The organism is Enterobacter sp. 200527-13 (assembly GCF_027924865.1).
GTDB classification, from domain to species: Bacteria; Pseudomonadota; Gammaproteobacteria; order Enterobacterales; family Enterobacteriaceae; genus Enterobacter; species Enterobacter ludwigii.
In genome coordinates, this window is record NZ_BSCM01000006.1 from 64,258 (window position 1) to 90,914 (window position 26,657).

The window sequence follows — 26,657 nt, forward strand, 5'->3', positions numbered from 1 at the left end:
TTGTAAATTATAATAGCCAGCTATGAATTAATGCCCCCTTCAACGCTTCACACAGTGTTTACAGATGCTTAATTTGCACATTCAGACTTTTCTGGCTATATCATTTTTATATCGTCAAAACCAATACCTATATTAATTACAGGGTTTTATACAACACAAAAATACAAATAAACGACATTCTCTCTCATGAGTAATTAGATTCGCTCTGATGTTGCCACTCTGGATTATGGCGGGCATCGTTCGCTCTAAAAAAATAACGGTGAGTGCTGCGTAAATAACAGCAACTCCGCCGGGGGCGTGCTTTACCTTCCGCAGAGATGGCGCATCTTGCACGCCGTTCACGACAACTCTGCTGGAGTAATACCTAAATGAGCCAAATCTCTGTTATATCGAAACTCACTGGCGTGGAAACTACCACGGAAGGCACACAGGTTACGCTGAGCCATTCCTCTATCGTTGAGCTTCATGTAGAGCGAGCCGATGTCTCCCACTTCGCCCGCAGTGGTAACGATCTGGTGGTCACGCTGCACTCTCGCGAGGTCATTACCCTGAAGAATTTCTACGTCACCGACGCGGAGGGAGTGAGTCAGCTGGTCCTGGAAGAGAGTGACGGTGCGCTGTGGTGGATTGAAGATCCTACCGGGGCTGCTACCTACGAATCTATCGCCTCCACGGACGTATTACTGGCGGCCTCAGGCGGTGATACCGGTGGCGCAGCCATCTGGCCATGGGTACTCGGTGGTCTTGCTGTCGCAGGCGGGATCGCTGTCGCGGCAAGCAGCGGCGGCGGAGGGGGTGGCGACGATGATGATGACAATACGAACCCCGGCACGCCGGGCAATCCTTCCGATCCGGATACCACACCGCCAAATGCGCCTTCCAACCTTCAATTCTCCTCAGATGGTAAAACTGTCACAGGTACTGCCGAACCCGGCAGTACGATTACGCTGAAAGACGCGGACGGCAACCTGGTCGGCACGGGTAAAACCGGTAGCGACGGCAAATTCACCATTGTTCTGGGCACGCCGCTGACGAATGGCGAGCAACTTACCGCCACAGCAACCGACTCATCAGGCAATACCAGCCAGGCCGGACATGTTACAGCACCGGATACCACCGCACCCGATGCGCCCGATATCGTAATAGTGAATGACGACGTTGGCGGAGAAACCGGACCGCTGACTAACGGTCAGCGTACCGATGATGCCCGCCCCACCTTCAGCGGCATCGGCGAAGCAGGCAGTACCATCACCCTGTACGATAATGGTCAGCCGATTGGCACGACCAAGGTTGATGCCAGCGGAAACTGGACCTTTACCCCGGGTACAAATCTCGCTAACGGAAGCCATTCCATTACCACCACCGCGACCGACGCGGCAGGTAACACCAGCCCAGCCTCCGGCGCCGTGACCTTTGTGGTGGATACCGTCGCCCCCACAGCGCCAGCCATCACGCTCGTGTCAGACGATACCAATCCGGTCACCGGCTCGGTCAGTAACGGTGGTAGCACCAACGATCAGCGACCACAGCTTACCGGCACCGCGGAAGCCGGATCTACGGTCACCATTTATGATGGCGGGATCGCGATTGGCACCGCTGTCGTTGCCAGCAACGGCACCTGGACGTTTACCCCTTCGATCAATCTCAGCGAAAGCCCGCATCAGCTCACCGTCCGGGCAACCGACGCTGCCGGTAACACCGGACCGGCTTCCCCGGTGTTCACCGTTACCATCGATCTCACCGCACCAACTGCGCCAACCGCCATCGTGCTGAACGATGAAACGGGTGCCATCAAAGGCGCAATTACCTCTGGCCTGTTCACTGATGCCGCTAAACCTGTTCTTGCAGGGAGAGGAGAGCCCGGTGGGACAATTACGATTTTTGATAACGGCGTGCCCATTGCGACCGTTAAAGTTCAGCCCAACGGCACCTGGAGCATCACACCGGACAAACCGCTTTCGGAGGGAGCTCACTCAATAACGGTGCAGGTCACCGACGCTGCCGGGAACCAGAGTGGGTTGTCGCAGCCAATCAACTTCATTGTCGATACCACGCCGCCGGAAACGCCCGACATCACGCTTAATCCGGCAGGCACGCAGATTACCGGCACTGCCGAGCCAAACAGCAGCATTGTCATCACCAGCAGCGACGGCACCATAATTGGGCGGACGACAACGGACGGCAACGGCAACTTCGTTGCCACGTTAACGCCGGCGCAAACTAACGGCCAGCAGATCTCCGTGGTGGCGTCTGATGCTGCTGGTAACCAGAGCACACCTGCGACCGTCACGGCTACGGACACAACCCCTCCTGTCGCCCCCGGCAACCTTCAGGTGGCAGAAAACGGCCAGAGCGTCAGCGGCACGGCGGAGCCAGGCAGCACCGTCACCATTAAAGATCCTAACGGCGCGGTCATCGGTGAAACCACCGCCAACAGCGATGGCACCTTTACGGCGGTTATTAGTCCTGCACAGACCAACGGTGAAGTGCTGACGGTCGTGGCAACCGACGGCAGCGGTAACGCCAGCCTGCCCGCTACAGCCGATGCACCAGATACCACGGCGCCACTGGCTCCGGATAACGTTGTTGTCTCAGATGACGGTACCAAAGTGACAGGTACCGCAGAGCCGGGCAGCACCGTGACCATCCGTGAAAATGGCGTCACGGTTGGCGAGGCGAAAGCCAATGACGACGGCAGCTTCACCGTCACGCTGACTCCACCAAAAGCCAACGGTGAAACCCTGACCGCAGATGCCACCGATCCCGCCGGCAATACCGGGCCAACAACCCCTGCCATTGCGCCGGATATTACCGCCGCGCAAACGCCGGTTATCGTTTCAGTGGACGACGATGCCTCTGCCACTACGGGCCCTGTCGCCCAGAACGGGCTCACTAATGACCGGACACCAACCATAAACGGAACGGGCGAACCTGGCACAACCATCACGCTCTCCAGCGGCGGCACGGTCATCGGCACGGTACTCGTTCCGGCATCTGGCGTATGGAGCATCACGCCATCCTCACCGCTTGCTGATGGCGGCCACGTGCTGACGGCAACGGCAGTTGACGCCGCCGGTAACCCAAGCGGGCCATCAAATGCCTGGAGTATCACTGTCGACGGTACTGCACCCGAAGTACCGGTAATTTCGCAAGTGGTGGACGATGTTCAGGGAAGCACAGGCGCGCTCACCGCAGGTGCCATTACGAACGATCCAACCCCGACACTCAACGGCACTGCCGAACCGGGCTCAACGGTCACCATTCGTCTGGACGGTGTTGATATCGGCACCGCGCTGGTCGGTAGCGGCGGCGCGTGGACATTTACGCCAGGCACACCGATTGGTAACGGTGAGCATACCCTGACCGCCGTCACCACCGACGCGGCAGGTAACATCAGCCTGCCGTCAGGCGGCTTCACCTTTACGGTCGATATCACCCCGCCACCGGCGGCGACCATCACAACCGTAACCGACGACGTCGGTGACGTTCAGGGCCCGCTCACCAGCGGCGACACCACGGATGACACGCAACCGTTGCTGCAGGGTAGCGCGCCGGCGGGTACGGTTATTACGCTTTATGATGGCAATACCCTGCTCGGTACCGCCACACTCGACGGTACCGGCGGCTGGAGCTTCACCCCTACCACCCCGCTCACCAACGGCTCGCACTCTCTGACGGTTCATGCGACCGATACCGCCGGGAATACGACCGTCTCCAGCCCGTTTGTGCTGGTGGTCGATACCGTGGCACCCGCCACGCCGGAGACGCCAGAGATCACCGTGAACCCTGACGGCGGCACAACAGAAACCCTGCTGAACCCGGGAGAGACCACCCGCGATACCACGCCGACGCTGAGCGGCACCGGCAATCCGGGCGATACCGTGACTATCTACAACGGCACCGACAAAATTGGTGACGCCGAGGTGGACAGCAACGGTAACTGGACATGGACACCGGATACCCCACTGGCCAACGGTACCTACGACATCACCCTGACCGTCACCAACAAGGACGGCGCGGGCAACGAAAGCGCCCCGTCCCAGCCGGTGACCATCACCATTGACACCGACCCGCCAGCTACGCCAGCAGCACCGGTGATTACGGACAGCGTCAGCCAGATAACCGGACCGGTTGCCGACGGGGAAACCACGAACGATCCGCGTCCGGTCCTGAGTGGCACCGGCACAGCGAACGATGTGGTTATTATTTATGACAGCATTAATGGTCAGCCTGCCACCGAAGTGGGTCGCGTCACCGTAGACAGCAACGGCAACTGGAGCTGGCGCCCTGACGCCAGCATTGATGAGGGAAGCCACGAATTTACCGCCACCGCCACCGACGAAGCCGGTAACGTTTCGGCGGCGTCACCGGGGATCACTATCACCGTTGATACCGTGGCACCTGATACGCCTGTCATTAGCGCCGTTGGTGGTAAGCCAGACGGTGGTGTTACCACGGATACTACCCCCGGTGTGGGCGGTACCGGCCCTGCGGGCGAAACGGTCATCGTTTATAACAATGGCGTTGAACTAGGACGCGTCGAAATCGGCAGCAATGGCGAGTGGTCTCTCGATCTTCCGACCCAGACTGATGGCCCACTCAACATCACCGTTGCGGCAGTCGATGCTGCGGGTAACGTCAGCGGCCTCAGCCCGGTCTTCACCGTCACCGTTGATACCACTGCGCCAGAAATCCCGCTGATTAACGCGGTGTCTGACAGCCAGCTCACAAGCAATGTGCTTTATACCCGTGACGGCACGCCGACCCTCACGGGCACCGGCGAACCGGGTACCACCGTTATCGTCTCTGTGGACGGTACAGCATCCACGGTGCCGGTAACGGTACAGCCGGACGGCAACTGGAGCTGGACCGCCGACAGCACGCTGGCGGAAGGCCCGCATACCTTCACCGTCTCCGCGGTCGATCCGGCCGGCAATACGTCCGGTAGCTCTGCACCGCTTAGTGTTAACGTCGATACTCTGGATCCGGCTGCTCCCGCAGTTACTGGCATAGCCGCTCAAGGTACTCCATTGACCGGCACCGCCGAAGCGGGGGCTACCATCACTGTAACCGATAACAATGGTAATGTTCTCGGTACAGGCGTAGCCACCGGTGGCACCTTCTCCATCGCGCTCAGCCCAGCCCAAACGGATGGCGCTGTGCTGACGGTGACCGCGACCGATGCCGCGGGCAACCCCAGTCCTGAGGCATCCTACACCGTCACCGGTACGCTGCCGAATCTTCCGGATGTGCCCATCATTACGGCGATTAACGATGATGAAACGCCTGTCACCGGCGACGTGAAAGACAAAACCACCAACGACATTACCCCGACACTCGTGGGTACGGCCGAAGCGGGCAGCATTATCACCATCTACCAGGACGGCATCGCGGTTCCGCTGATCAACGTGATTGCTGATGCGGACGGTAACTGGAGCTATACCCCACTGATTGCGCTGGGTGAAGGGCTGCACACCTTTGAAGTGACCGCGACGGTCGGGCTCTCGACCAGCGGCCGCTCGCCGGTTGTAACCGTCACCGTTGACCTCACTGCACCGGACACGCCGACCATTGGCTCAGTGATTGATGATGTCGGCCCTGGCACTGGTCAACTCACCAACGGGCAGACCACCAACGACAACCAGCCTACCCTTACCGGCTCCGGCACGGTGGGCGATATCATCTCCGTTTACAGCAACGGAAACCTGCTGGGTACCGCAGAGGTCGGCAATACGGGGACCTGGGTCTTCACACCGCCCGCGCTGGCGGAGGGCAATAACGTTCTGACCATCCGCGAGACCGATCCCGCGGGCAATGAAAGTGGTCTGTCGACAGGCTTCACCATAGTCGTTGATACGGTTTCCACCACGCCAGCGATCACCAACGTAACGGATAATGTGGGCAATGCTGCCACCACGATTGTGAGCGGCGATCCGACTAATGACGCGACGCCAACCCTTTCGGGGACGGCGGAAGCGAACAGCGTGGTGAAAATTTTCGACGGCGGTACCCAGATTGCCGTGGTCACGGCTGACGGCACCGGTGCCTGGACGTTCACCCCTGACACCGCGCTCAGCGAAGGACCTCACGCCTTCACCGTTACCGCCACCGACCCACAGGGCAACGTCAGCCAGGTGTCTAACGGCTGGAACGTCGTGGTTGACCTGACGGCGCCAACGGTTCCAACGCTGGATACGGTTAACGACAATGCCCCTGGCGGCGTGACCGGCAACCTCACCAGCGGGCAAGTCACCAACGACACCACCCCGACGATCGGCGGCACCGGACAACCGGGCAGTACAATCCATATCATGAATAACGGTACGCAAATTGGCCTTGCGACCGTCGACGGAAGTGGTAACTGGACCTTTACCCCGAGCACGCCGTTGGGTGACGGCAACTATCTCCTTCGCGCCTACGCCACCGATGCGACAGGCAATGCGTCAGCAAACTCGTCGGTCTTTGCCTTTACCGTGGATGCAGCAGGCCCTGCTGCGCCACTGGTCAGCAGTGTGATTGACGACGTCGGCCCGGTCACCGGTACGCTCACTACCGGCAACAGCACCAACGACGCGCGTCCGACCTTCAACGGTACGGGCGAAGTAGGTGCCACAGTGCATATCATTGTGGATGGCAACGAGATTGGCACCGCGGTGGTTAATGCCCAGGGGAACTGGACCTACACGCCTGACACCGCCCTGAGTGACGGGCCTCATGCCATCACCTTCAATGCCACCGATGCGGCGGGCAACACCGGCAGCACGACGGCACCGTTTAACCTGACAGTGGATACGGCACCACCGGCGGCACCGGCCATCACGACCGCGGGAGACAACGCAGGCAGCATACAGACGCCGCTGACTTCCGGGCAAAGTACCGACGACACCACGCCAACGTTGACGGGCACCGCGGCAGCCAACGCCACGGTGACCATCTATGAGAACGGACAGCCGGTCGGCACCGCGCTGGCGGATGGCACCGGAGCATGGAGCTTTACGCCGTCATCAGCGCTGAGCAATGGCAGCCATACCTGGACCGCGACCGCGACCGACACGGCGGGGAACGTCAGCCCGGCTTCGCCTGGCTTTACGCTGGTTGTTGATACCAGTGCACCTAATGCGCCGGTTATCAGCCAGGCCGTTGACGATGCGGGCAGCATCACCGGCCCGCTCAGTTCAGGACAGACGACCGACGACACCGTGCCACGGCTTGTCGGGACCAGTGAGCCGTTTGCGACTGTGAATATCTACGAAGGCACAACGCTTGTCGGAACGGGCACCGCGGATGCCAGTGGCAACTGGAGTATCTTGCTCACGACCACCTTAGCCACGGGCGCGCACAGCTTCACGGCGCAGGCCACGGATGCAGCGGGTAATACCAGCGTTTCGTCAGCGGCCTTTAGCCTGACTATCGACACGACGCCGCCAGCCCTGCCGGTGCTGAGCAGCATTGTGGATGATGTGGGCAATGCGGCTACGCCGATTGCCAATGGCGGATTGACTAACGACGCGCAGCCTACCCTCACGGGTACGGCGGAAGCGGGCGCCACGGTGAAAATTTTCGATAACGGCGTCCAGATTGGTAGCGCGGTCGCGACAGGCGGGGCATGGAGCTTTACCCCTTCTCCGGCGCTGAGCAACGGGTCGCACAGCCTGACCTTTACCGCCACCGATGCCGCGGGCAATACCAGCGCCCCGACCACCGCCTATGTGATCAACGTGGATGCCGCCGCGCCAGCTGCGCCGGTCATCAGTGCGGTTGTCGATGATGTCGGCAGCATCACCGGACCGGTAACCGGCAATAACCCGACCAATGACGCGCGTCCAGCGCTGAACGGGACCGCCGAAGCCAACGCGACGGTGCGCATCTATGACGGCACGACGCTTGTCGGCACGGTCACCGCCGATGCGAACGGCAACTGGACGCTACCGCAAACCACCACCACACTGACAGAAGGCACGCATAACTTCACCGCCACCGCCTCCGATGCCGCAGGCAACACCAGTACGCCATCGGCCACCACCACCATTACCGTGGATCTGACTGCACCGAACGTGCCGGCAAGCCTTGCCGTGATCACCAACGGTACGCACGTCACCGGGACCGCCGAAGCGGGTAGCACCGTTACCATCACCACCAGTACCGGAACAGTGCTCGGTACCGCGACGGCTGACGGCAGCGGAAACTTTAACGCGACAATCACGCCGGCCCAAACCAACGGTGAATCACTGCTGGTCTATGCCACCGATAAGGCGGGTAACGCCGGTGTCAGCACGTCGGTGATTGCCCCTGCGACGCCGGTGCCGAACGCACCGCTTATTACCACCATCAACGATAACGTCGGCACCGTCACCGGTAACCTGACCAACGGTAAAACCACTGACGACACCACGCCAACTCTGAGTGGTACGGCCCTGCCAGGCACCACCGTCACGCTGTATAACAACGGCGTGTCGATGGGAACGGCAGTGGCAGATAGTTCAGGCAACTGGACCTTCACCACCCCGGCGTTAAGCGAAGGCTCTCACGCCTTTACCGCCACGGCGACGAACAGTTCGGGCACCAGCCCGGTCTCTTCCGCCACCAGCGTGATTGTCGATCTGACGGCACCAACGGCCCCAACCGGAACCTTTAACGCTGACGGTAGCGTATTGACCGGTAACGCGGAGGCAGGCAGCACCGTCTCTATCCGTCTTGGCGATGGCAGCACGGTGACCACAATCGCGGGCAGCAACGGCACCTACAGCTATACCTTCCTCAATAAACAGACGGAAGGTCAGACGCTGCAGATCACCGCCACCGATGCCGCAGGTAATACGTCGCAGCCCGGCTCAGCCCTCGCACCGGTCGTCCCGCTCTCCGCCAGCAATAACGTCGAAGAGCTGGATATCAGCACCACGGCCACCGTCACCAACAGCCAGTACAGTGATTATGGCTTCCTGCTGGTGGGTGCCGTAGGCAACGTTCTCACGTTGCTGGGTAATGATACTGCCCAGGTGGACTTCACGGTGGGCAGCGGCGGCAATGCGGATATTGTGGTGAACGCCAATGCCACGGGTGCGGTGCTCTCCCTGCTCAATACCCTTGAGCTGGTGGTACAGCGCTGGGACAGCGTCAACGGTACCTGGACTACCGTCGTGGATACCGGACAACCCCAGTTTGCCGATTTGCTGACCCTCGGGGCCACCGGCGTATCGCTGAACCTGACCGGGCTGGCGAGCGGCGACTACCGGGTGCTGAGCTATAACACTAACCTGCTGGCGACCGGCTCCTACACCAGCCTCGATGTGGCGGTGAAAGAAACCAGCGCCGGTACCGTGACGGGCGACACCAGCCTGAACGGTAACGTAATTCTCGACGCCGACCCGACCGCGGGCAGCGACAACGCCCCGGCAGGCACTACTGTCTCTGCTGTCACCAACGCACTGGGTGTCACCACCAGCGTGAATGCCGACGGCACGGTTGTTCAGGGCCAGTACGGTACGCTGACCATTAACCGCGATGGCAGCTACACCTACAACCTGACCGACACCAGCGCCTCGGTCGTAGGCCGGACAGAGAGCTTCACCTACACCATCACCCATAACGGCGTCAGCGCGTCGGCGAACCTGGTACTGTCGCTGGGTGCCGGTACTACCGCTAACGGTATTGTGGCGGTGGATGACACGGCCTCGCTGACCTTTGACACCTCGGTCCATGAAATCAATAACGGCACCTCGTCGCAGGGCGGCTTTACCGTGGTGGGGATCAATCTCGGCAACACGCTGGGGCTGAACCTGCTGGACGATCTGAGCAATCCGATCATCTATAACGTGGAGGAAGGTACCACCCGCACCATGACCATTCAGGCTTCCGTGGGCGGTGTGGCGCTGGCGTCGGTATTCGACCTGTATGTCTACAAGTTCAATAACGCGACGCAGACCTTCGAGCAGATGCGCGTCGAACCGGGCTGGCTGCGTGCGCCGTTGCTGGGCGGTACCTCGTCTCAGCTGACGCTGAACCTGCCTGCCGGGGAGTACCTCTTCCTGCTGAATACGGCTGCAGGGATCACCGCCCTGACCGCCTACACGCTGAACGTGCTGGAAGATCATGTCTACAGCGTGTCGAGCGTGGGCGAGACCACCACCGGAGATGTGCTGGATAACGATGTCGCAACCGGCGCGGTGGTATCAGAAGTGAACGGCGTGGCGGTGAACAGCAGCGGCCTGACCGACATTCAGGGGGAATACGGCACGCTGAGCATCAATGCGTCCGGACAGTACACCTACACCCTGAAAGCCGGTGTGGGTGCTGACGCGATCAGTACGCCGGATACGTTCGTCTATACCATCACCGCACCAAATGGGGCGAAGGATACGGCATCGCTCAACATCACCCCAACCGCGCGGGCGATGGATGCGGTCAACGATGTCAGTACCGCGATGGACGTCACCTCAGTACATCACACGACGACCTACTCGGATACCACCGTCGGGACGGCCAGCTGGACAACCGCGCTGCTGTCATCAACCCAGGGCAGCGGGAGCGGAACCTTCGTGGTGGATCCGAACACCGCGCTGCATAACGTGTCGCTGCACTTTAACGTGGCATCGCTGCTGGCATTGGGCGGCCTGACGGTGAACTGGTCAATCAGTGACGGTTCGAATGTTGTTCGCAGCGGCTCCTTCAGCGGCGGTTCGCTGTTGGGCGGCAATATCGACATCGCGCTCTCCGGGCTGGACCTGAATGCCGGAACCTATACGCTGAGCTATACCGGTAGCGTACCGGGGCTCAGCGTGGGGAACATTACCATTACCCCAAGCGTGAACGGCACCACCTACTCGCTGACCCAGTTCGACTCTACCAGCGGCCACACCGTTGACGGCAACATCTTCGATGGCACCGACTCTGCCGGGGCTATGGATCAGTTGCACTCAGTGGATACCCGCCTCAGCGTGACCGGCTACAACGGCGTGACCACCACGCTGGACCCGTACACCGGCAGCGCAACGGTCAACGTCGTCGGCCATTACGGCACGCTGGCAATTGCTGCGGACGGCCACTACACCTACACCCTCAACACCGGGGTGTCGCTCTCAACCATCACCTCGAAGGAGACCTTCAACTACACCCTGACAGATGCCGACGGGAAAACAGACAGTGCCACGCTGACCATCAATATGGCGCCGCAGTTCATCAGCTCGGAACATAACGACGTCATTACCGGCACCGCCTACGGCGACACCCTGATTTACCAGGTGCTGAACGCCACCGCAGGCAACGCCACCGCGGGCAACGTCAGCAGCACTGCCGGCGATCACTGGACCAACTTCTCGCTCACGCAGGGGGACAAAATCGATATCGGCGATCTGCTGGTGGGCTGGAACGGGAGCAGCTCAACGCTCGGTAATTATCTGCATGTTACTAATAGTAATGGCAATACCGTGATCTCCATCGACCGTGATGGTTCAGGGAGCACCTACACTAATACGACGCTCGTGACGCTGGATAACGTCCAGACCACCTACGACGAGTTAGTGAACCAGCAACACATCGTTACCTGATAGCACCTGCACAAATGACCCGGGCGCACAGCGCCCGGGCATAAACAATAAAGCAGTACATTTTTATTAGGGATAAGACATGGGAATGAAGATGCCTTACTGGTGGCTCTCGTGCTGCCTGATATCTGTGCCCGCCCTCTCCGCGACGCCGGCGGCGATGATCAATACCGGACAACTCCGTGAAACGCAGGAACTCCCCTCTCTGAATGGCCGCGTGGCACCTGTCGTCGGCAAGGCTGCCCCCGGCACGCTGCAGCTTGGCGAAGCCGTCAACCGCGCCGTCACCTGGCACCCGGCCATCAGTGAAGCCGTGGGGAAACTCTACCAACAAAGCGAAGAGGTGGACGTCGCCAAATCGAAATACTATCCGCAAATTAATGCCGGCATGGATAACGGTTATACCCACGACGGCGACGATAATGGCTTTACTCCGTCGCTGGTGCTCTCCCTCTCACAAATGCTGTACGACTTTGGCAAGGTGGCAAGCCAGGTGCGTGCGGAAAATGCCGGCGTCGCCCAGCAGCAGGCCAACGTGCTGGTCAGCATCGACACCATCGCTCACGATACCGCCATCGCGATGGTGCAGGTGCAAACCTGGCAGCAAATGGTCGACACCGCCAAAGAGCAGCTTGAGGCGCTCTCTTCGATTGGTACCCTCACCCGCCAGCGTAATGACGAAGGAGCCACCTCACTCTCTGACGTGGTGCAGACCGATGCACGTATCGAAGGCGCGCGCGCCCAGCTGATGCAGTACCAGGCCAGCCTCGACAGCGCCCGTGCCACGTTGATGAGCTTCCTTGGCTGGAACACCCTCAACACGATCAGCAACGATTTTCCACAAAAGCTGGCCCGCAGCTGCGACATTGCCGAGCCGGACGATCGTCTGGTCCCGGCAGTATTAGCCGCCTGGGCGCAGGCTAACGTCGCCCAGGCCAATCTCGACTACGCCGACGCCCAGATGACACCGACCGTCTCGCTGGAGCCGGAGGTGCGCCACTACCTGAACGAACGCTATGCGGGTAACGAAACGCGGGATCGCACCCAATACTCTGCATGGGTGAAAGTGCAGATGCCGCTCTATCAGGGCGGCGGCCTCACCGCCCGGCGTAACGCCGCAGGCCACGCGGTAGAAGCCGCACAGTCCACCATTCAGCGTACCCGCCTCGAGGTACGCCAGAAACTGCTGGAGTCGCGCAGCCAGGTATTAAGCCTGCTGAGCACGCTGCAGATTCAGGGCCGTCAGGAGGCGCTCAGCGCCCGCACCCGTGAACTCTATCAGCAGCAATATCTCGATCTGGGTTCGCGCCCGCTGCTCGATGTGCTTAACGCCGAGCAGGAGGTCTATCAGGCGCGTTTTACCCAGCAGCAGACCCTCGGACAGTTGCACCAATTGCAGCTCAACTGCCTCTATAACACCGGGCAATTGCGTCACGCGTTCGATCTTGATAACCGCACCATCCAGACCGTGGAGATCCAGCCATGAAGCAACGCGATATCCCGCAAGGTGAGACCATGACGGATGAGGCCCTGGCGCAGTGGGCGCAGGCCTTTGGTTTTGTCGCCACGCGCTACCGCGTCGCCTGCTCCCCCGGTGCACTGCTCGCGGGCGCGCCGTGGCTAAAAGGCAAACCGATGGTGCCCGCACTGACTCAACTGGCCCGTGAAGCAGGGCTGTCGTTTCAGCTGCTGACGGCGGATCAGCAAGCGATCAACAGCTGGCGTCTGCCGGTCGTGGCGGCAATGAACGACGGCAGGATCGGCGTGATCGAACATTTCGATGGCGACGATACGCTGGAGGTCAGCTTTTTCGACGATCAGACCTACACCAACCGGCTTTCGATGACCGCCATGCTGCCCGCCATCCGCCACGTCATTGCCCTGCGTCCACTGGCCGCGCTGAAAGACAGCCGCGTGGATGCCTATATTTCGAAATACCGTCCGGACTGGCTTTACCGGCTGGTGATGCGCGACTTGCGCCCCTACAGCTGGGTGATGCTCGCCGCGCTGTTCATTAACGTCCTGTCCCTGTCGGGGATTGTCTTTTCCATGCAGGTGTATGACCGGGTGATCCCCGCGCAGTCCTACCCGACGCTGTATGTCCTGACCATCGGCGTGCTGATCGCCACCCTGTTTGGCTTTGTGCTGCGCGTGGCACGCGGGCACATTATGGATCTGCTGGGCAAACGCTCCGATCTGCGCGTATCGGATCGGGTCTTCGGTCACGCCCTGCGACTGCGCAACAGCGCTATCCCTCGCTCGACCGGCAGCTTTATCTCCCAGCTACGCGAGCTGGAGCAGATCCGCGAGATGGTCACCTCCTCCACCATCTCCACAATTGTCGATCTGCCCTTCTTTTTCCTGTTCGTGGTGGTGCTGGCAATCATCGCTCCCCAACTGGCGTGGATCGCACCGGTCGCCGCGGTGATCATGGTCCTGCCCGGTCTGCTGCTGCAGAAAAAGCTGGCAGAGCTCGCGAAGCAGTCGGCGCACGAATCCACCCTGCGCAACGCCGTGCTGGTGGAGAGCGTGCAGGGGCTGGAGGACATAAAGCTGATGCAGGCGGAAAACCGCTTTTTGCAGCAGTGGAACAGCTACATCCAGATCACCGCTGAATCTGGCCTGCGCACCCGTGAACTGACCCAGAACCTGATCAGCTGGGGAATGACGATTCAGAGCCTGGTCTATGCCGGGGTGATCGTGGTCGGTGCGCCGATGGTGATCGACGGCACGCTGACGACCGGTTCGGTGGTCGCCGCCTCGATGCTGGCCTCGCGCATGATCGCTCCGATGGCCACCCTGTGCGGCGTGCTGGCGCGCTGGCAGCAGGTCAAAGCGGCGAAAGAGGGACTGGACAGCATCATGCAGCTCCCCACAGAAAACCAGCGTGAGGAGACGCCGATCCGCCAGGACGTACTGCGCGGTCACTATCTTTTCGAGCAGGCGCAGTTCCGCTATCACCCGGAAGATCCGCGCATGGCCCTGCGCATTAACCGTCTGGAGATTAAGCCAGGTGAAAAAGTGGCGATCCTCGGGCGTAACGGCGCCGGAAAATCGACCCTGCTGCAGGCGATGGCGGGCGGAATGGATCTCGCCGGCGGTGAATTGCGGCTCGATAACTTCAGCCTCCCGCACCTCGATGTCGCCGATGTCCGGCGTAACGTCGGCTTTATGACCCAGAACGCCCGGCTCTTTTACGGCACCCTGCGCGAAAACATCACCCTCGGCATGCCGCGCGCCACCGATGAGGAGATTTTCGAGGTGCTGGAGTTAACCGGCGCTGCGGGCTTTGTGCAGAAACTGCCGAAGGGTCTGGACTACCCGATTATGGAGAATGGCGTGGGGTTATCCGGCGGCCAGCGGCAATCCATTCTGCTGACGCGCATGCTGCTTCGCGACCCCAATATTGTGCTGATGGATGAACCGACTGCGTCGCTCGATGAGCACACCGAGCGGGAATTTATCCAGCGTCTGACCGCCTGGCTTGGCAACCGCACCCTGATTGTCGCCACGCATCGCGTGCCGGTGCTGGAACTGGTGGAGCGCGTCGTGGTGCTCAAAGAGGGAATGCTGGTGATGGACGCGCCGAAAGCGCAGGCGCTGAACAACAGCCGCATGCAGCAACAGCAGCAGCAGGCAGCAACAGGACGGGAGTGGAAAAATGAAAATCAGTCAGCGTGACGTCGCCGCAATGGACGACCTGGACAATGCGCTCGACTCCGAAAGCGGCTACACCGGTGCGCGGCGGATTGTTATCTTCTCTTTACTGATGTTCGTGGTACTTGGCGTCTGGGCGTGGTTTGGCGTGCTGGATGAAGTCTCAACCGGCACGGGCAAAGTGATCCCCAGTTCGCGCGAGCAGGTTTTACAGTCGCTCGACGGGGGGATCCTTACCGAGCTGAACGTCCATGAGGGTGACCAGGTGCAGGCCGGACAAGTGCTGGCGCGGCTCGATCCCACGCGTTCAGAATCTAACGTTGGTGAAAGCGCGGCGCGCTACCGTGCCTCGCTGGCCTCCAGCGTGCGACTGTACGCCGAGGTAAACGATCTGCCACTGAAATTTCCCCCTTCGCTGGCGAAGTGGACCGATCTGACCGCCGCCGAAACCCGGCTCTATAATTCACGCCGTGCGCAGCTGGAAGATACCCAGCGGGAGCTGCGTGCGGCATTGGATCTTGCGAATAAGGAGCTGGCGATCACTCAGCGTCTGGTGAAAACCGGCGCCGCCAGCCACGTGGAGGTACTGCGCCTGCAGCGGCAGAAAAGCGATCTGGAGCTGAAACTCACCGACGTGCGATCCCAGTACTATGTTCAGGCCCGCGAGGCGTTATCCAAGGCCAACGCTGAAGTGGATATGGTCTCGGCGATCCTCAAAGGCCGCGAGGATTCAGTGACCCGCTTAACGGTGAAATCTCCGGTGCGCGGGATCGTGAAAAACATCAAAGTCACCACCATTGGTGGCGTCATCCCGCCTAACGGCGAGCTGATGGAGATTGTACCGGTGGACGATCACCTGCTGATCGAAACCCGCCTCTCCCCGCGCGATATCGCCTTTATCCACCCGAATCAGGAAGCGCTGGTAAAAATCACCGCCTACGATTACGCCATTTATGGCGGGCTGCACGGTGTGGTTGAAACCATTTCGCCGGACACCATTCAGGACGAAGCCAAGCCGGAGGTGTTCTATTACCGGGTATTTATCCGCACCAGCCAGGATTACCTGGTGAATAAAGCAGGCCGGCACTTCTCAATCGTGCCGGGGATGATTGCGACGGTGGACATTAAAACCGGTGAGAAAACGGTACTGGATTACATGATCAAGCCGTTCAACCGGGCGAAAGAGGCGCTGCGAGAGCGCTAATCACTGGCGGTTTGTTTCTCCGGCCCTCTGCCTGTGGAAGAGGGCCGGAGTCATGGCATCCATAGCCCGCAACAATACCGCTTAAGCCAGCGGCGAAAGTCTGACCTCGTTTACCTTTTCCCTTTCCGCCTCCTGTTAAAATAGCCCAAACTCATTTTTCAGGAAGAAACCATGCGTCAACGAACTATTGTCTGCCCCATCATTCAGAACGACGGGGCGTATCTGCTGTGCAAAATGGCCGATGACCGCGGCGTATTTCCCGGCCAGTGGGCATTATCGGGCGGCGGGATGGAGGCGGGAGAAACCATGGAGCAGGCGCTGCGTCGTGAAATTCGCGAAGAGCTGGGCGACGCGCTGGAGATCACGGAGGTCAAACCCTGGGCGTTTCGCGATGACATTCGGGTGAAAACCTATGCCGATGGCACCACGGAGGAGATTTATATGATTTACCTGATTTTCGACTGCATCAGCGCAAATCGGCAGGTAACGTTTAACGACGAGTTTCAGGAAGTTGCCTGGGTCCGTCCGGAAGCACTTAAAGCACTGGATCTGAACGAAGCCACGCGCATTACCTTCGCACAGAAGGGGCTTCTTTAAGCGCCCACTGCCCGGGCGTTTTGCCGGTAAAGGCCCTGAAAACCTCAATAAACGCGCTGATACTGTTGTAGCCGCAAGACAGCGCGATCCAGCCAACCGGTTTACCTGCTGCCAGCCACTCCATTGCCCGCATTACGCGGGCAAGTTGCCGCCAGTTAACAACGTTCATTCCCGTTTCCGCGCTAAACCGACGGTGGAATGTCCGCACGCTCATTCCCGCAAGGGAGGCATAGTGCTCAACCGTCTGGTTGTCGTCCACACGTTGCATCAGATGGCTGGCTACCTTCTTTAATCGGGGATCGGCTGGCATGGGCAGCAGATAGCGCACCTGACGGCCCCGCGCCAGTTCATCCAGCAGCAGGGTGAGCTTTCGCGGATCGTACCCGCGTCCTTCAGCGTTTAAGCGTGAAAACAGCGCGCTGGTGAGCTCGTCGGGTTCGAAAAGCGTCGTTTCACCGGGTAGTGCTTCACACCCTGCGGGATCCAGATAGATCGCATGACCGTCAATCGCACTCCCGGAAAAGGCAGCATGCTCCTGACCGGGCGGGATCCAGCCGATATGTTGCGCCGGTACAACCGAACGCCCAGACGCTGTTTCGACAACCAGCAGACCCGTCGTAATCCGCCAGAGCTGACCGGCCTGATGGCTGTGCCACGGCGTATGGTATCCACCTGGATGCAAAAGTGTCTCAAAGCTGACCACGTAATTTGGCCGAAAATCGGTATTCATTGGCTTATTACAGAAACTACGTCTCTGTCTGTCAAGGATAATGGCGGCTCAACGCAACGAGGAGTCATCATGAACATCATCACCCGCCTGATTACCCAGTCTGACAATGCTATTTTGCGTGAGGAAATGTCCCGTTTACTGACCGGCCTGTTTAAAGGCGAGATTGATCCGAAAGACGTTTTTTCGCCAGAGTATCAGCAGATCACGGACGGTCACTCTCTTGATTATTCTGGCTTTATTCAGCACCTGGAGCACGTGCGTTCGCAGATCCGCGATATCGCCTTCCGCGTGGAACAGATAGGGTGTCATGACACACTGCTGGCTGACCGGCATATCGTGACCGTCACGTATCCCGAAGGCCATCAGGCTGAAATAGAGGTTTATATGTTTGCCACGCTATGCACAGGAAAAATCTGCCGGATCCACGAAGTCACGCGAGTAGCTAACGGTGAAGCTTCTGCTCGCGCGCTGGCCCATGCAACGGGCTAACGTTACTCAGCCGGTTGCGGTGCGCCGCTGAGATACACACTCACATAGCGCGTAAACTTCCCGATAAAGACCCCGGCAAATACCCCGCCGGAGACTATCGCCAGCGCGCTCATGGCGGGCTGTTGCAACGTATGGGGAGAGAGGGCGTTCATCACCCCCAGCACGTATTTTACCCCAAATGCCAGCATCATAAACGGCAGTGCCGTGTAGTCCGGCTGGCGATAAAGGGTGCGCGGCGCGTCGGTGCGGGTGATGACCGTCTGCTTAATCAGCACATACCCCAGCGCCGCGCCCGCCACAATCCCCGCAACCCAAAGGGCCACCGTCGCGAGAGTAAGATCGCGATAGACCACCAGATCGTAGATATCCCAGATAAGAAAAATGGCAGGAATGATGGCCAGCCTTTCCAGCGTAACGGTGGCAGGCTTACGGGCGTTGAGGCCGCGGGAGATGAGAAAAATAAACAGAACCCACACCCAGACGGGGGTGTGCGTGAGGATACCGATCAGAAATTCAAACATGGGGTTCACCATGAACGCTTGCGGCGCTGGCCGCACTGCACAAGTAATGCGCATAACAGCACAGGTGCCATTATGCGCAGGTCTGTTACAGCGATTTTTTCAGGCGACGAACCGCCTCTTTCAGCTCTTCATCGGTTGGCGTGACAAACGACATGCGCAGCGTCGTATGGTCTGGCTCATTGCAATAGAAGAACTCACCCGGCACAAAAACCACGCCGTTGCTTAACGTTTTTTCCAGCCAGCGCGTGGTGTTGATGCCATTGTTCATTTTGGCCCACAGGAACATTCCACCCTTCGGCTTATGGAACGTCATGACATCACCCAGTTCCGCCTCCAGTTCATTTGCAAAGGTCTGGTATTTCTGGCGGTAGGCTTCACGGATCATTTTAATCTGATCGGCCAGACGACCGGTTTTCAGGTACTCATAGGTCATCAGCTGTGACAGCGTGCTGGTGTGCAGATCGGTGGTTTGCTTGAGATTAACCACCGCGCGTTTCAGCCACTCCGGTACCAGCACCCAGCCCACACGAGTGCCCGGGGCGAGGATTTTGGAGAAGGTCGAGGTATAGACAACGTTCTCTTCATTGCCGATATCTTTGGCATGGGCAATTAACGGGCGGAACACTTCATCGGTATAATTAATTTCGCTGTACGGATCGTCTTCGATAATAACGAAGTCATAGCGCTTCGATAATTCCACCAGCTGTTTACGACGCACCTCAGAAAGCGTTACCCCACCCGGATTACCAAATGTCGGAACAATATAAACCGCCTTGATGGTTTTATTCGCCACCAGTGCTTCAAGTTCATCCACTTTCATTCCGTCGCCATCGGTGCCCACGGATTCAAATTTGGCCTGTGCCAGACCAAATACCTGCAGTGCAGCGAGATACGTTGGACGTTCGACGACGACGGTATCGCCCGGGTTAATTAACGCCCGCGCCAGCACGTCGAGAGATTGTTGCGAACCGGACGTAATGACCACGTCATCGGCCTTGCAGGCGATCCCACGGCCTTCACAGATGAGCTTAATTTCTTCACGCAGCCCCGGGATGCCTTCGGTCAGACCGTACTGAAAAGCTTCACCAAAATGCTGTGATAATACGGCATCAGCGGCAATTTTCAGGCCTTCATGATCGAACAGTGCAGGGTTAGGAATACCGCCACCCAGCGAAATCACCCCGGCCATTTTGCTATGTTTTAATAATTCACGGATGGCAGATGATTGCAGGCCCTGTGCGCTGCTGGCGAGTTTATTCACAGACATTCTTTGCTTACCTTCTTTTTTTATAATGTGCCTAATCTTAGTAGCATAAGTCTGCGGCTTTGATAATTACTTTTCTTCAACGGCATGGCCGAAATATTCCGCGCCCTGCAGAATATGCGCGACAAATTGCGTGAGCTTGGGTAGCGGACGTAAATCCTGGCGCCACAGCAAATGTACCGGTCGTGGCGCAGGCGTGTAGTTCTCCAGCACCTGCACCAGCCTGCCGCTCGCCAGCTCTTCCGCCACCAGCACTTCGGGTTGCAGTAATAATCCCGCCCCCGCTCTCGCCGCCATCCGTAGCCCATAGCCATCGTTGCAGCGCAGAATGGCATCGCGTTTCCAGCGCATCTCGCCTTCAATCCCCGGTAGCCGCCATTCGTTACGCGCGGTCCACACCGTGTGTGACAGGCAGAGATGATCCGCCAGATCGGCAGGCGTTCGCGGCGTGCCGTAACGCGCCAGATACGCCGGGGCCGCGCAGATCACCATTCGGTACGGGCAGAGGTACTTCGCCACCAGATCGTCGTTATGAATGTCACCGATGCGAATGGCCAGATCGACCCCTTCATCCACCAGATCCACCATCCGGTTGGTCAGATCCAGCTCCACGCGCACGTCCGGGTAGCGCTGCAAAAAGGTCGCGGTGAGAGGGGCTATCACACACCCCCCAAACGAGGTGGGCGCCGTGACCCGCAAAGTCCCGGCTGGGGCGGCACGCAGTCGCTCAACCGCGCTTTCGGCGATAGAGACCTGCTCCAGCACCCGCTTTGCCTCGTCGAAATAGACCCGCCCGGCGTCCGTCAGACTTTGACGCCGCGTGTTTCGCTCCAGCAGCCGGGTGCCGAGCTGAGACTCCAGCAACGCAATGTACTTCCCCACCATCACCGCCGACATCTCCAGCCGGCCTGCCGCGCCGGTAAAACTGCCGCTCTCAACGACAGCAATGAAGGTCTCCATGCTGCGAAGCTTATCCATATTCCAAACCCTTGGTTAGCAATCCTCTAACTTTAGCCCAGTTTATCTGAGTTTTGATTTATTAAAGAATGAAGGCTCACAACCTAAGGAGTCAGCTATGAAAATCGTGATTATTGGTGCCAGCGGTACGGTCGGTCGTGCGGTAACAGAAGAGCTGAGCCGTCGCCACGACGTGATCCGCGTGGGTCGCACGCAGGGCGACTACCAGGTGGATATCACCTCTCAGGCCAGCGTGCAGGCATTGTTTGAAAACATCGGTGCGGTGGATGCGATTGTCTCTGCCAGTGGCGGCCTGCACTTCGGCCCGCTCGCGACCATGAAAGACAGCGATTTCAACCAGGGCTTGCAGGATAAGCTGCTGGGACAGGTTCGTCTGGCGTTGACCGGCCAGCATTATCTCAACGAAGGCGGCTCCATCACCCTGATAAGCGGGATCGTGGCGCATGAGCCTATCGCTCAGGGGGTGAATGCCACCACGGTGAACGCCGCCCTGGAAGGGTTTGTCCGCGCCGCGGCCTGTGAACTGCCGCGCGGGATCCGCATCAACCTGATTAGCCCGACGGTACTTACCGAATCAGCGGAAGCGTACGAAGGCTTCTTCCCGGGCTTTGAAAGTGTTCCCGCCGCAACGGTGGCGCAGGCCTATCGTCGCAGCGTGGAAGGAGTGCAGAATGGACGGGTGTATAAAGTGGGTTACTGAGCCTTAGCGGCAGAAATCAGGACCAGCATCGGACGTTCCGCCTCTTCGGCCAGCGCGGGCCAGGCATCAATTTGTGCCTGCGTTGGTCCCCATTCGTTCACTTCCGTTATTGTCAGCCCCGCCTTAATAAGCGCATTGAGCGTGGTACCGAGCGTACGGTGGTATTTGATCACCCCGTCTGCCAGCCAGTTGCTGACGCGCTCGCCCTCATCCTGATAGCGATTAACGCCCCAGAAACGCTCGCCGTTGTCGTCGGTCAGCCAGCCCTGACGTGTGGCGCAGGTATAAATCGGATGTTCCATTGAAAAGACGAAGCTGCCGCCGGGTTTAAGCGCCCGCCGGATTTTCTCAAACAGGGAATCCAGCGCCGGCAGGTAGTGCAGCGCCAGTGAACTGTAGATCAAATCAACGCTGTTCTCAGGTAACGCCAGAGATGCCAGATCGCTGCGCTGATAGTGAATTTTCGCGTCATCCGTCAGTTCAGCCGCCCGGGCGAGCATCTTTTCGGAGAGATCAACGCCGGTCACTTCTGCCGCCCCCAGCGCGCGTGCAGCGCGACAGAACCAGCCGTAACCGCAGCCAAGATCGATAACTGACTTGCCGGATAACGGTGGCAGCATGCTTTTCAGCGCAGGCCATTCCGGTGCGCCGTCCAGACCCTGCACCGAACGCGGTAGCCGGGCATAGCCTTCAAAAAACGCCGGGTTGTCGTAGATGTTTTGTGCCATGACGGACTCCTTTATCGCAACAGAGGCGAGGGTAAAACACCCCTCGCCCGTTGACAACATACCCGTCTGAAAATCAGAGTCTGCGCCGGATCTTCTCCACCATGGCGGCAGTCGAAATCCCGTAACGCGCGTGAAGGGTCGGTAGCGCACCCGCATCAAGGAAAGCATCCGGCAACGCAACGGTGTCAAAGTCGACGTTAACGCGATGGCGCATCAACAGCGACGCCACGGCTTCACAAAGCCCGCCAACGCTACTGTGGTTTTCAGCCACAATAACCAGACGTCCGGGTTTCGCGGCTTGTGCCAGAATGGTCGCTTCATCCAGGGGCTTAATCGTGGGTGAGTGAAGTACCGCCACGCTGACATTATCCTTGCGCAACTGCTTTGCCGCCTCCAGTGCGCGCATGGTCATCAGCCCTGAGGCGATAATCAGCACATCACTGCCCTCTTCCAGCAGCGCGGCTTTGCCTATTTCAAACCGGTAATTGTACTGATCCAGCACCACCGGAACCTTACCGCGTAACAAACGCATATAAACCGGCCCTTCGTGGCTGGCAATGGCAGGCACCGCCTGTTCAGTGTCAATCGCATCGCAAGGATCGATAATGGTCATGCCCGGAATGCCGCGCATGATCGCAATATCTTCCGTTGCCTGATGGCTTGGCCCGTAGCCGGTGGTCAACCCCGGTAGCGCGGCGCAAATCTTGACGTTGAGGTGTTCCTCAGCAATGACCTGATGAATAAAATCGTAGGCACGGCGGGTGGCGAACACGGCATAGGTGGTGGCAAAGGGAATAAAGCCCTCTTTGGCCATCCCACCTGCCGCCCCCATTAACAGCTGTTCCGCCATTCCCATCTGGAAGAAACGTTCAGGGTATGCCTGGGCAAAGATATGCAGGTCGGTATATTTCGACAAATCTGCCGTCATGCCGACAATGTTCTGACGCTGAGCCGCCAGTTTCACCAGCGCGTGGCCAAACGGCGCGGCCCGGGTTTCCTGCCCTTCCTCTGCAATCGAGGCAATCATGGCGGAGGTGGTTAAACGCGGTTTATTTTCGACAGGCTGGCTCATTACAGGACTCCTTCTGGTTTATTCGCATCGAGCACGGCGAGCGCCTTTTGCCACTCATCGGCATCCACGCGAATAAAATGGTTCTTGTCACGCTGCTCGAGGAAAGGTACGCCCTTGCCCATCAGCGTGTCGCACAAGATGACGCGCGGCTGTTGTTCGGGATAGCGTCTGGCATTATCAAACGCCGACACCAGCGCGGGGATATCGTTACCGTTAACGCGTTGTACATACCAGCCAAAGGAGGTCCACTTATCTTCCAGCGGCTCAAAACCGAGGATGTTATGTGAATTACCGTCCGCCTGTTGCCGGTTAATGTCCACCAGCACAATCAGATTCGAGAGCCCATGATGCGCGGCTGACATGGCGGCTTCCCAGGTTGAACCTTCGTCCAGCTCACCGTCAGACATGGAGTTAATTACCCACGCCGTGCTCTGTTTGTGTTTCAGCCCCAGCGCCATTCCCACACCAATGCTGAGTCCCTGCCCCAGAGAACCGCCGGAGATCTCCATGCCGGGTGTATACGTTGCCATGCCGGACATCGGCAGGCGGCTGTCATCCGAGCCGTAGGTTTCAAGTTCCTCTTCAGGAACGATCCCCGCCTCGATCAGCGCCGCATAATACGCAATGGCGTAATGTCCGTGGGAGAGCAAGAAGCGGTCGCGGCCTTCCCACTCCGGCTCCTGAGCCCTGAAGGTCATACCGTGCGCAAACGCAGTTGCCAGCACGTCGGCATAGCCCAGCGCCTGACCGATATAGCCCTGACCTTGTACTTCGCCCATTCGCAGCGCGTAGCGGCGAATGCGCCACGCGGCCGCGGCAACCTGTTGAACTGTCGTATTCGTCATTCTCGTCTCCCCTTAATGGATCAGCATGCCGCCGTTCACGTCGAGCGTGATACCGGTGGAATAAGAAGAGAGATCGCTGCCCAGGAACAGCGCGGCACGGGCAACATCCTGTGCATCACCAAGACGGTTGAGCGGAATACCCGCCAGAATGGCGGTTTTCATCTCATCGCTCAGCTTGCCAGCGGTGATGTCCGTCTGGATAAGCCCCGGGGTGATGCAGTTCACGCGCACGTTATCCGGCCCAAGCTCACGGGCCATGGCTTTGGCCAGCCCCAGCACGCCGGCTTTTGCAGCGCTGTAGTGCGGGCCGCCAAAAATACCGCCGCCGCGCTGTGCCGAAACTGAAGAGATACAGACAATGCTGCCGGACTTCTGTGCGCGCAGAGTGGGAATCACCGCCTGGGACATCAGCAGCGTACCGCGCAGGCTGACATCCAGTACGGCATCGTAATTGTCGCGCTTAATATCCATCAGTTTGAGCGGCTGGGTTATCCCGGCGTTATTCACCAGAATGTCGATGCGCCCATATTGACCCAGAACCTGCTCAATGGCTGCGTTCACCTGCAACTCGTTGCTGACGTTTGCCGCAAGCCCCAGATGCCCTTCACCCAGACATGCAGCCGCACGCTGGCTGGCCTCGGCATCTAAATCAATAATGACCACTTTCGCGCCCTGCTCGGCATATAATTTTGCCGTGGCGAAACCCAAACCGCGCACAGAAGCCGCGCCGGTAATCACGGCGACTTTATCTTTCAGAAGCATATATTTACTCCAGTATTGTAAGAGAGGTTTTATTTATTACTTCGGTTCTTCCAGCAAGATAATCATGACTAATCCAATTGCTGCGCAAATACCGAAATAAATAAAGACAGAATTAAAGCTTCCAGTTTTATCCAGCAGATAACCTGCCAGCATCGGCGAAACAAATCCGCCGAGATTACCGCCGCTATTAATAATTGATGCGGCGATGGGATACGTTTTGCTGTCCGCGACGGCCATTCCATAAGCGGTGAAGGCGGGCCAGCCTATATTCAGACAGAGACCAACAAAAAAGAGGCCGACACAAACCGCAACGGTGCTTTGCGGGATATTCAGCATGATGACCATCATCAGTACGGTGCTGATGGCTGTAAACATCATGGTCGGTTTACGCCTGCGCCCGAGCCATTTATCGGAGACATAGCCGCCAAAAATCGCGCCGATAAAACCGCCGATACACGGCATACTCGCGACGAGGCCCATGCTCATGAACGTAAAGCCTTTTTCTTTCACCAGATAAAGCGGTATCCAGGTCAACAGGCCATACAGCACGCTGACCATCATGAAGTAGGCCACACAGTCACCGAGAATATTTTTCGATGTGAACAGACCTTTTACCGTGCTGATGGGCGACAGATCCCGTACGCGAATCAGACGGTCAAGGCGGGAGAAGCCGGGGGAAATCACGATATTTTCCCGTCTGGCATCCGGTGTCGCCTGACCTGCGGTAATGGTCTCCAGTTCGGCCTTTGACACGAAAGGGCTCTCGGAAGGCCGGGTACGTACCAGTAAATACCACAGGACAGCAATGACCAGCCCCGGAATAGCAAAAGAGAAAAAGACCCAGCGCCAGCCCCAGGTCATGGCAATCCACACTGCCAGCGGCGGCACCAGGATGGGGGCAAACATGGTGGCAGCAATATAGACGCCGGTCGCTGTGGCCTTCTCTTTTGGTGGAAACCAGTTATTGATCGTTGATGCCAACCCCACCGGGCATGGCCCCTCGGTTAACCCCAGCCCCAGGCGGATAAACTTCAGGCCCAGCACTGAGGTCGCAGTCCCCATCAACCAGGTAAACGCCGAGAAGCCAAATATCGACAGCGCCACCATCCCGCGAATGCCCTTTTTGGCGATAAAAAAGCCCGCCGGTATTTGGCTCAGGGCGTATCCCAAAAAGAACATACTGGCGATCGCACCGGCTTCGAAATTATTGATATGAAACTCGTCGATGATAAAAGGAAGTACAGCACCAATATTTGTTCGGTCGGCATAGTTAATGGCATACACAATAAAAATTAATGCCAGCACAACGAACCGGTAATTGGTTTTCTTTGTCGCTATGTAGGGGGCAACTTGTTCTATACGAGACATGTTTTACCTCATTATTCGAACAACGTGAGTCGTTTTATTTATGCGTTCAACGTCAATATATCGGCTATCGAACGAAACACCATTCAATAAAACTCATTTATTGCTGAGATAAATTTGATACGCGATGCAGGTCATAAAAATAAAATGTAACCCTCATCAATATTCATCGATAAAACACTGTGAACAGGATCATGTTTAATCC

16 protein-coding genes are annotated in these 26,657 nt (G+C 58.3%); 7 read left to right on the plus strand and 9 right to left on the minus strand.

Translation table 11 applies throughout. The features are described from left to right. Positions 1-368 precede the first annotated feature (368 nt). The 5 genes from QMG44_RS18070 to nudI all read left to right on the plus strand — a co-directional run bounded on the left by QMG44_RS18070 (position 369) and on the right by nudI (position 16,998). Positions 369-11,543, plus strand: coding sequence for a BapA/Bap/LapF family large adhesin (locus QMG44_RS18070; protein WP_281853221.1), 11,175 nt, complete (start codon positions 369-371; stop codon positions 11,541-11,543). A 79-nt stretch (positions 11,544-11,622) separates the two neighbouring features. Next, a complete protein-coding gene (locus QMG44_RS18075; RefSeq protein WP_032678810.1) occupies positions 11,623-13,026 on the plus strand; it encodes a TolC family outer membrane protein in 1,404 nt (467 codons plus the stop codon). Continuing rightward, positions 13,023-15,221 carry a type I secretion system permease/ATPase gene (locus tag QMG44_RS18080; RefSeq protein WP_086532190.1) on the plus strand — a complete coding sequence of 733 codons (2,199 nt, stop codon included), beginning with the start codon at positions 13,023-13,025 and terminating at the stop codon, positions 15,219-15,221. The genes QMG44_RS18075 and QMG44_RS18080 overlap by 4 nt, the downstream gene beginning before the upstream one ends. Positions 15,222-15,231: 10 nt before the next feature. After that, positions 15,232-16,401 (plus strand): HlyD family efflux transporter periplasmic adaptor subunit, encoded by a 1,170-nt coding sequence (locus tag QMG44_RS18085; protein ID WP_086462978.1) that lies wholly within the window; start codon positions 15,232-15,234, stop codon positions 16,399-16,401. Between the two features lie 171 nt (positions 16,402-16,572). Further along, entirely contained in the window at positions 16,573-16,998 is a 426-nt protein-coding gene (nudI, locus tag QMG44_RS18090) for a nucleoside triphosphatase NudI (protein ID WP_032678812.1), read from the plus strand. On the opposite strand, the gene QMG44_RS18095 is transcribed toward nudI, so the two are convergent. Continuing rightward, the gene (locus tag QMG44_RS18095; RefSeq protein ID WP_232937732.1) at positions 16,970-17,728 is read right to left on the minus strand and encodes a helix-turn-helix domain-containing protein; all 759 of its coding nucleotides are present in this window, start codon (positions 17,726-17,728) and stop codon (positions 16,970-16,972) included. The two genes, nudI and QMG44_RS18095, sit on opposite strands and share 29 nt — an antisense overlap. Positions 17,729-17,797: 69 nt before the next feature. Here QMG44_RS18095 and QMG44_RS18100 point away from each other — a divergent pair, with 69 nt between their 5' ends. Next, complete coding sequence (locus QMG44_RS18100) at positions 17,798-18,217, plus strand: hypothetical protein (RefSeq protein ID WP_086532189.1); 420 nt, start codon at positions 17,798-17,800, stop codon at positions 18,215-18,217. A 2-nt stretch (positions 18,218-18,219) separates the two neighbouring features. Here the strand turns inward: QMG44_RS18100 and QMG44_RS18105 are convergent, their stop codons facing one another. The 3 genes from QMG44_RS18105 to QMG44_RS18115 all read right to left on the minus strand — a co-directional run bounded on the left by QMG44_RS18105 (position 18,220) and on the right by QMG44_RS18115 (position 20,980). Continuing rightward, positions 18,220-18,738 carry a DUF6622 family protein gene (locus QMG44_RS18105; RefSeq protein ID WP_165764047.1) on the minus strand — a complete coding sequence of 173 codons (519 nt, stop codon included), beginning with the start codon at positions 18,736-18,738 and terminating at the stop codon, positions 18,220-18,222. Positions 18,739-18,823: 85 nt separating this feature from the next. Beyond that, positions 18,824-20,005, minus strand: a complete 1,182-nt coding sequence (locus tag QMG44_RS18110; protein ID WP_014171291.1) for a PLP-dependent aminotransferase family protein — start codon at positions 20,003-20,005, stop codon at positions 18,824-18,826. A gap of 66 nt (positions 20,006-20,071) precedes the next feature. Beyond that, a complete protein-coding gene (locus QMG44_RS18115; RefSeq protein ID WP_086532187.1) occupies positions 20,072-20,980 on the minus strand; it encodes a LysR family transcriptional regulator in 909 nt (302 codons plus the stop codon). Positions 20,981-21,077: 97 nt separating this feature from the next. On the opposite strand from QMG44_RS18115, the gene QMG44_RS18120 reads away from it, so the two are divergent. Continuing rightward, positions 21,078-21,680, plus strand: coding sequence for a short chain dehydrogenase (locus QMG44_RS18120; protein ID WP_025203409.1), 603 nt, complete (start codon positions 21,078-21,080; stop codon positions 21,678-21,680). On the opposite strand, the gene QMG44_RS18125 is transcribed toward QMG44_RS18120, so the two are convergent. From QMG44_RS18125 to QMG44_RS18145, 5 genes are all read right to left on the minus strand, one after another. Then, positions 21,674-22,408, minus strand: coding sequence for a class I SAM-dependent methyltransferase (locus tag QMG44_RS18125; RefSeq protein WP_047742228.1), 735 nt, complete (start codon positions 22,406-22,408; stop codon positions 21,674-21,676). The genes QMG44_RS18120 and QMG44_RS18125 overlap by 7 nt on opposite strands. Positions 22,409-22,481: 73 nt before the next feature. Beyond that, positions 22,482-23,480, minus strand: coding sequence for a transketolase family protein (locus QMG44_RS18130; protein ID WP_020883880.1), 999 nt, complete (start codon positions 23,478-23,480; stop codon positions 22,482-22,484). Then, on the minus strand, positions 23,480-24,325 hold the full coding sequence (locus tag QMG44_RS18135; protein ID WP_047742226.1) for a transketolase: 846 nt from the start codon (positions 24,323-24,325) through the stop codon (positions 23,480-23,482). Before QMG44_RS18135 ends, QMG44_RS18130 begins: the two co-directional genes overlap by 1 nt. 12 nt (positions 24,326-24,337) lie before the next feature. Then, complete coding sequence (locus QMG44_RS18140) at positions 24,338-25,087, minus strand: SDR family NAD(P)-dependent oxidoreductase (protein WP_047742224.1); 750 nt, start codon at positions 25,085-25,087, stop codon at positions 24,338-24,340. 36 nt (positions 25,088-25,123) lie between these two features. Continuing rightward, positions 25,124-26,455, minus strand: coding sequence for an MFS transporter (locus tag QMG44_RS18145; RefSeq protein ID WP_032678819.1), 1,332 nt, complete (start codon positions 26,453-26,455; stop codon positions 25,124-25,126). Positions 26,456-26,657: the final 202 nt, after the last annotated feature.

Excerpts from the sequence above, each read along its gene's own strand:
- QMG44_RS18125 (WP_047742228.1), bottom strand. The coding sequence starts at position 22,408 with ATGGCACAAAACATCTACGACAACCCGGCGTTTTTTGAAGGCTATGCC.
- QMG44_RS18140 (WP_047742224.1), bottom strand. The coding sequence starts at position 25,087 with ATGCTTCTGAAAGATAAAGTCGCCGTGATTACCGGCGCGGCTTCTGTG.
- QMG44_RS18095 (WP_232937732.1), bottom strand. The coding sequence starts at position 17,728 with ATGAATACCGATTTTCGGCCAAATTACGTGGTCAGCTTTGAGACACTT.
- QMG44_RS18145 (WP_032678819.1), bottom strand. The coding sequence starts at position 26,455 with ATGTCTCGTATAGAACAAGTTGCCCCCTACATAGCGACAAAGAAAACC.
- QMG44_RS18075 (WP_032678810.1), top strand. The coding sequence starts at position 11,623 with ATGGGAATGAAGATGCCTTACTGGTGGCTCTCGTGCTGCCTGATATCT.
- QMG44_RS18105 (WP_165764047.1), bottom strand. The coding sequence starts at position 18,738 with ATGTTTGAATTTCTGATCGGTATCCTCACGCACACCCCCGTCTGGGTG.
- QMG44_RS18135 (WP_047742226.1), bottom strand. The coding sequence starts at position 24,325 with ATGACGAATACGACAGTTCAACAGGTTGCCGCGGCCGCGTGGCGCATT.
- QMG44_RS18085 (WP_086462978.1), top strand. The coding sequence starts at position 15,232 with ATGGACGACCTGGACAATGCGCTCGACTCCGAAAGCGGCTACACCGGT.
- QMG44_RS18100 (WP_086532189.1), top strand. The coding sequence starts at position 17,798 with ATGAACATCATCACCCGCCTGATTACCCAGTCTGACAATGCTATTTTG.
- QMG44_RS18130 (WP_020883880.1), bottom strand. The coding sequence starts at position 23,480 with ATGAGCCAGCCTGTCGAAAATAAACCGCGTTTAACCACCTCCGCCATG.
- QMG44_RS18070 (WP_281853221.1), top strand. The coding sequence starts at position 369 with ATGAGCCAAATCTCTGTTATATCGAAACTCACTGGCGTGGAAACTACC.
- nudI (WP_032678812.1), top strand. The coding sequence starts at position 16,573 with ATGCGTCAACGAACTATTGTCTGCCCCATCATTCAGAACGACGGGGCG.
- QMG44_RS18115 (WP_086532187.1), bottom strand. The coding sequence starts at position 20,980 with ATGGATAAGCTTCGCAGCATGGAGACCTTCATTGCTGTCGTTGAGAGC.
- QMG44_RS18080 (WP_086532190.1), top strand. The coding sequence starts at position 13,023 with ATGAAGCAACGCGATATCCCGCAAGGTGAGACCATGACGGATGAGGCC.
- QMG44_RS18110 (WP_014171291.1), bottom strand. The coding sequence starts at position 20,005 with ATGTCTGTGAATAAACTCGCCAGCAGCGCACAGGGCCTGCAATCATCT.
- QMG44_RS18120 (WP_025203409.1), top strand. The coding sequence starts at position 21,078 with ATGAAAATCGTGATTATTGGTGCCAGCGGTACGGTCGGTCGTGCGGTA.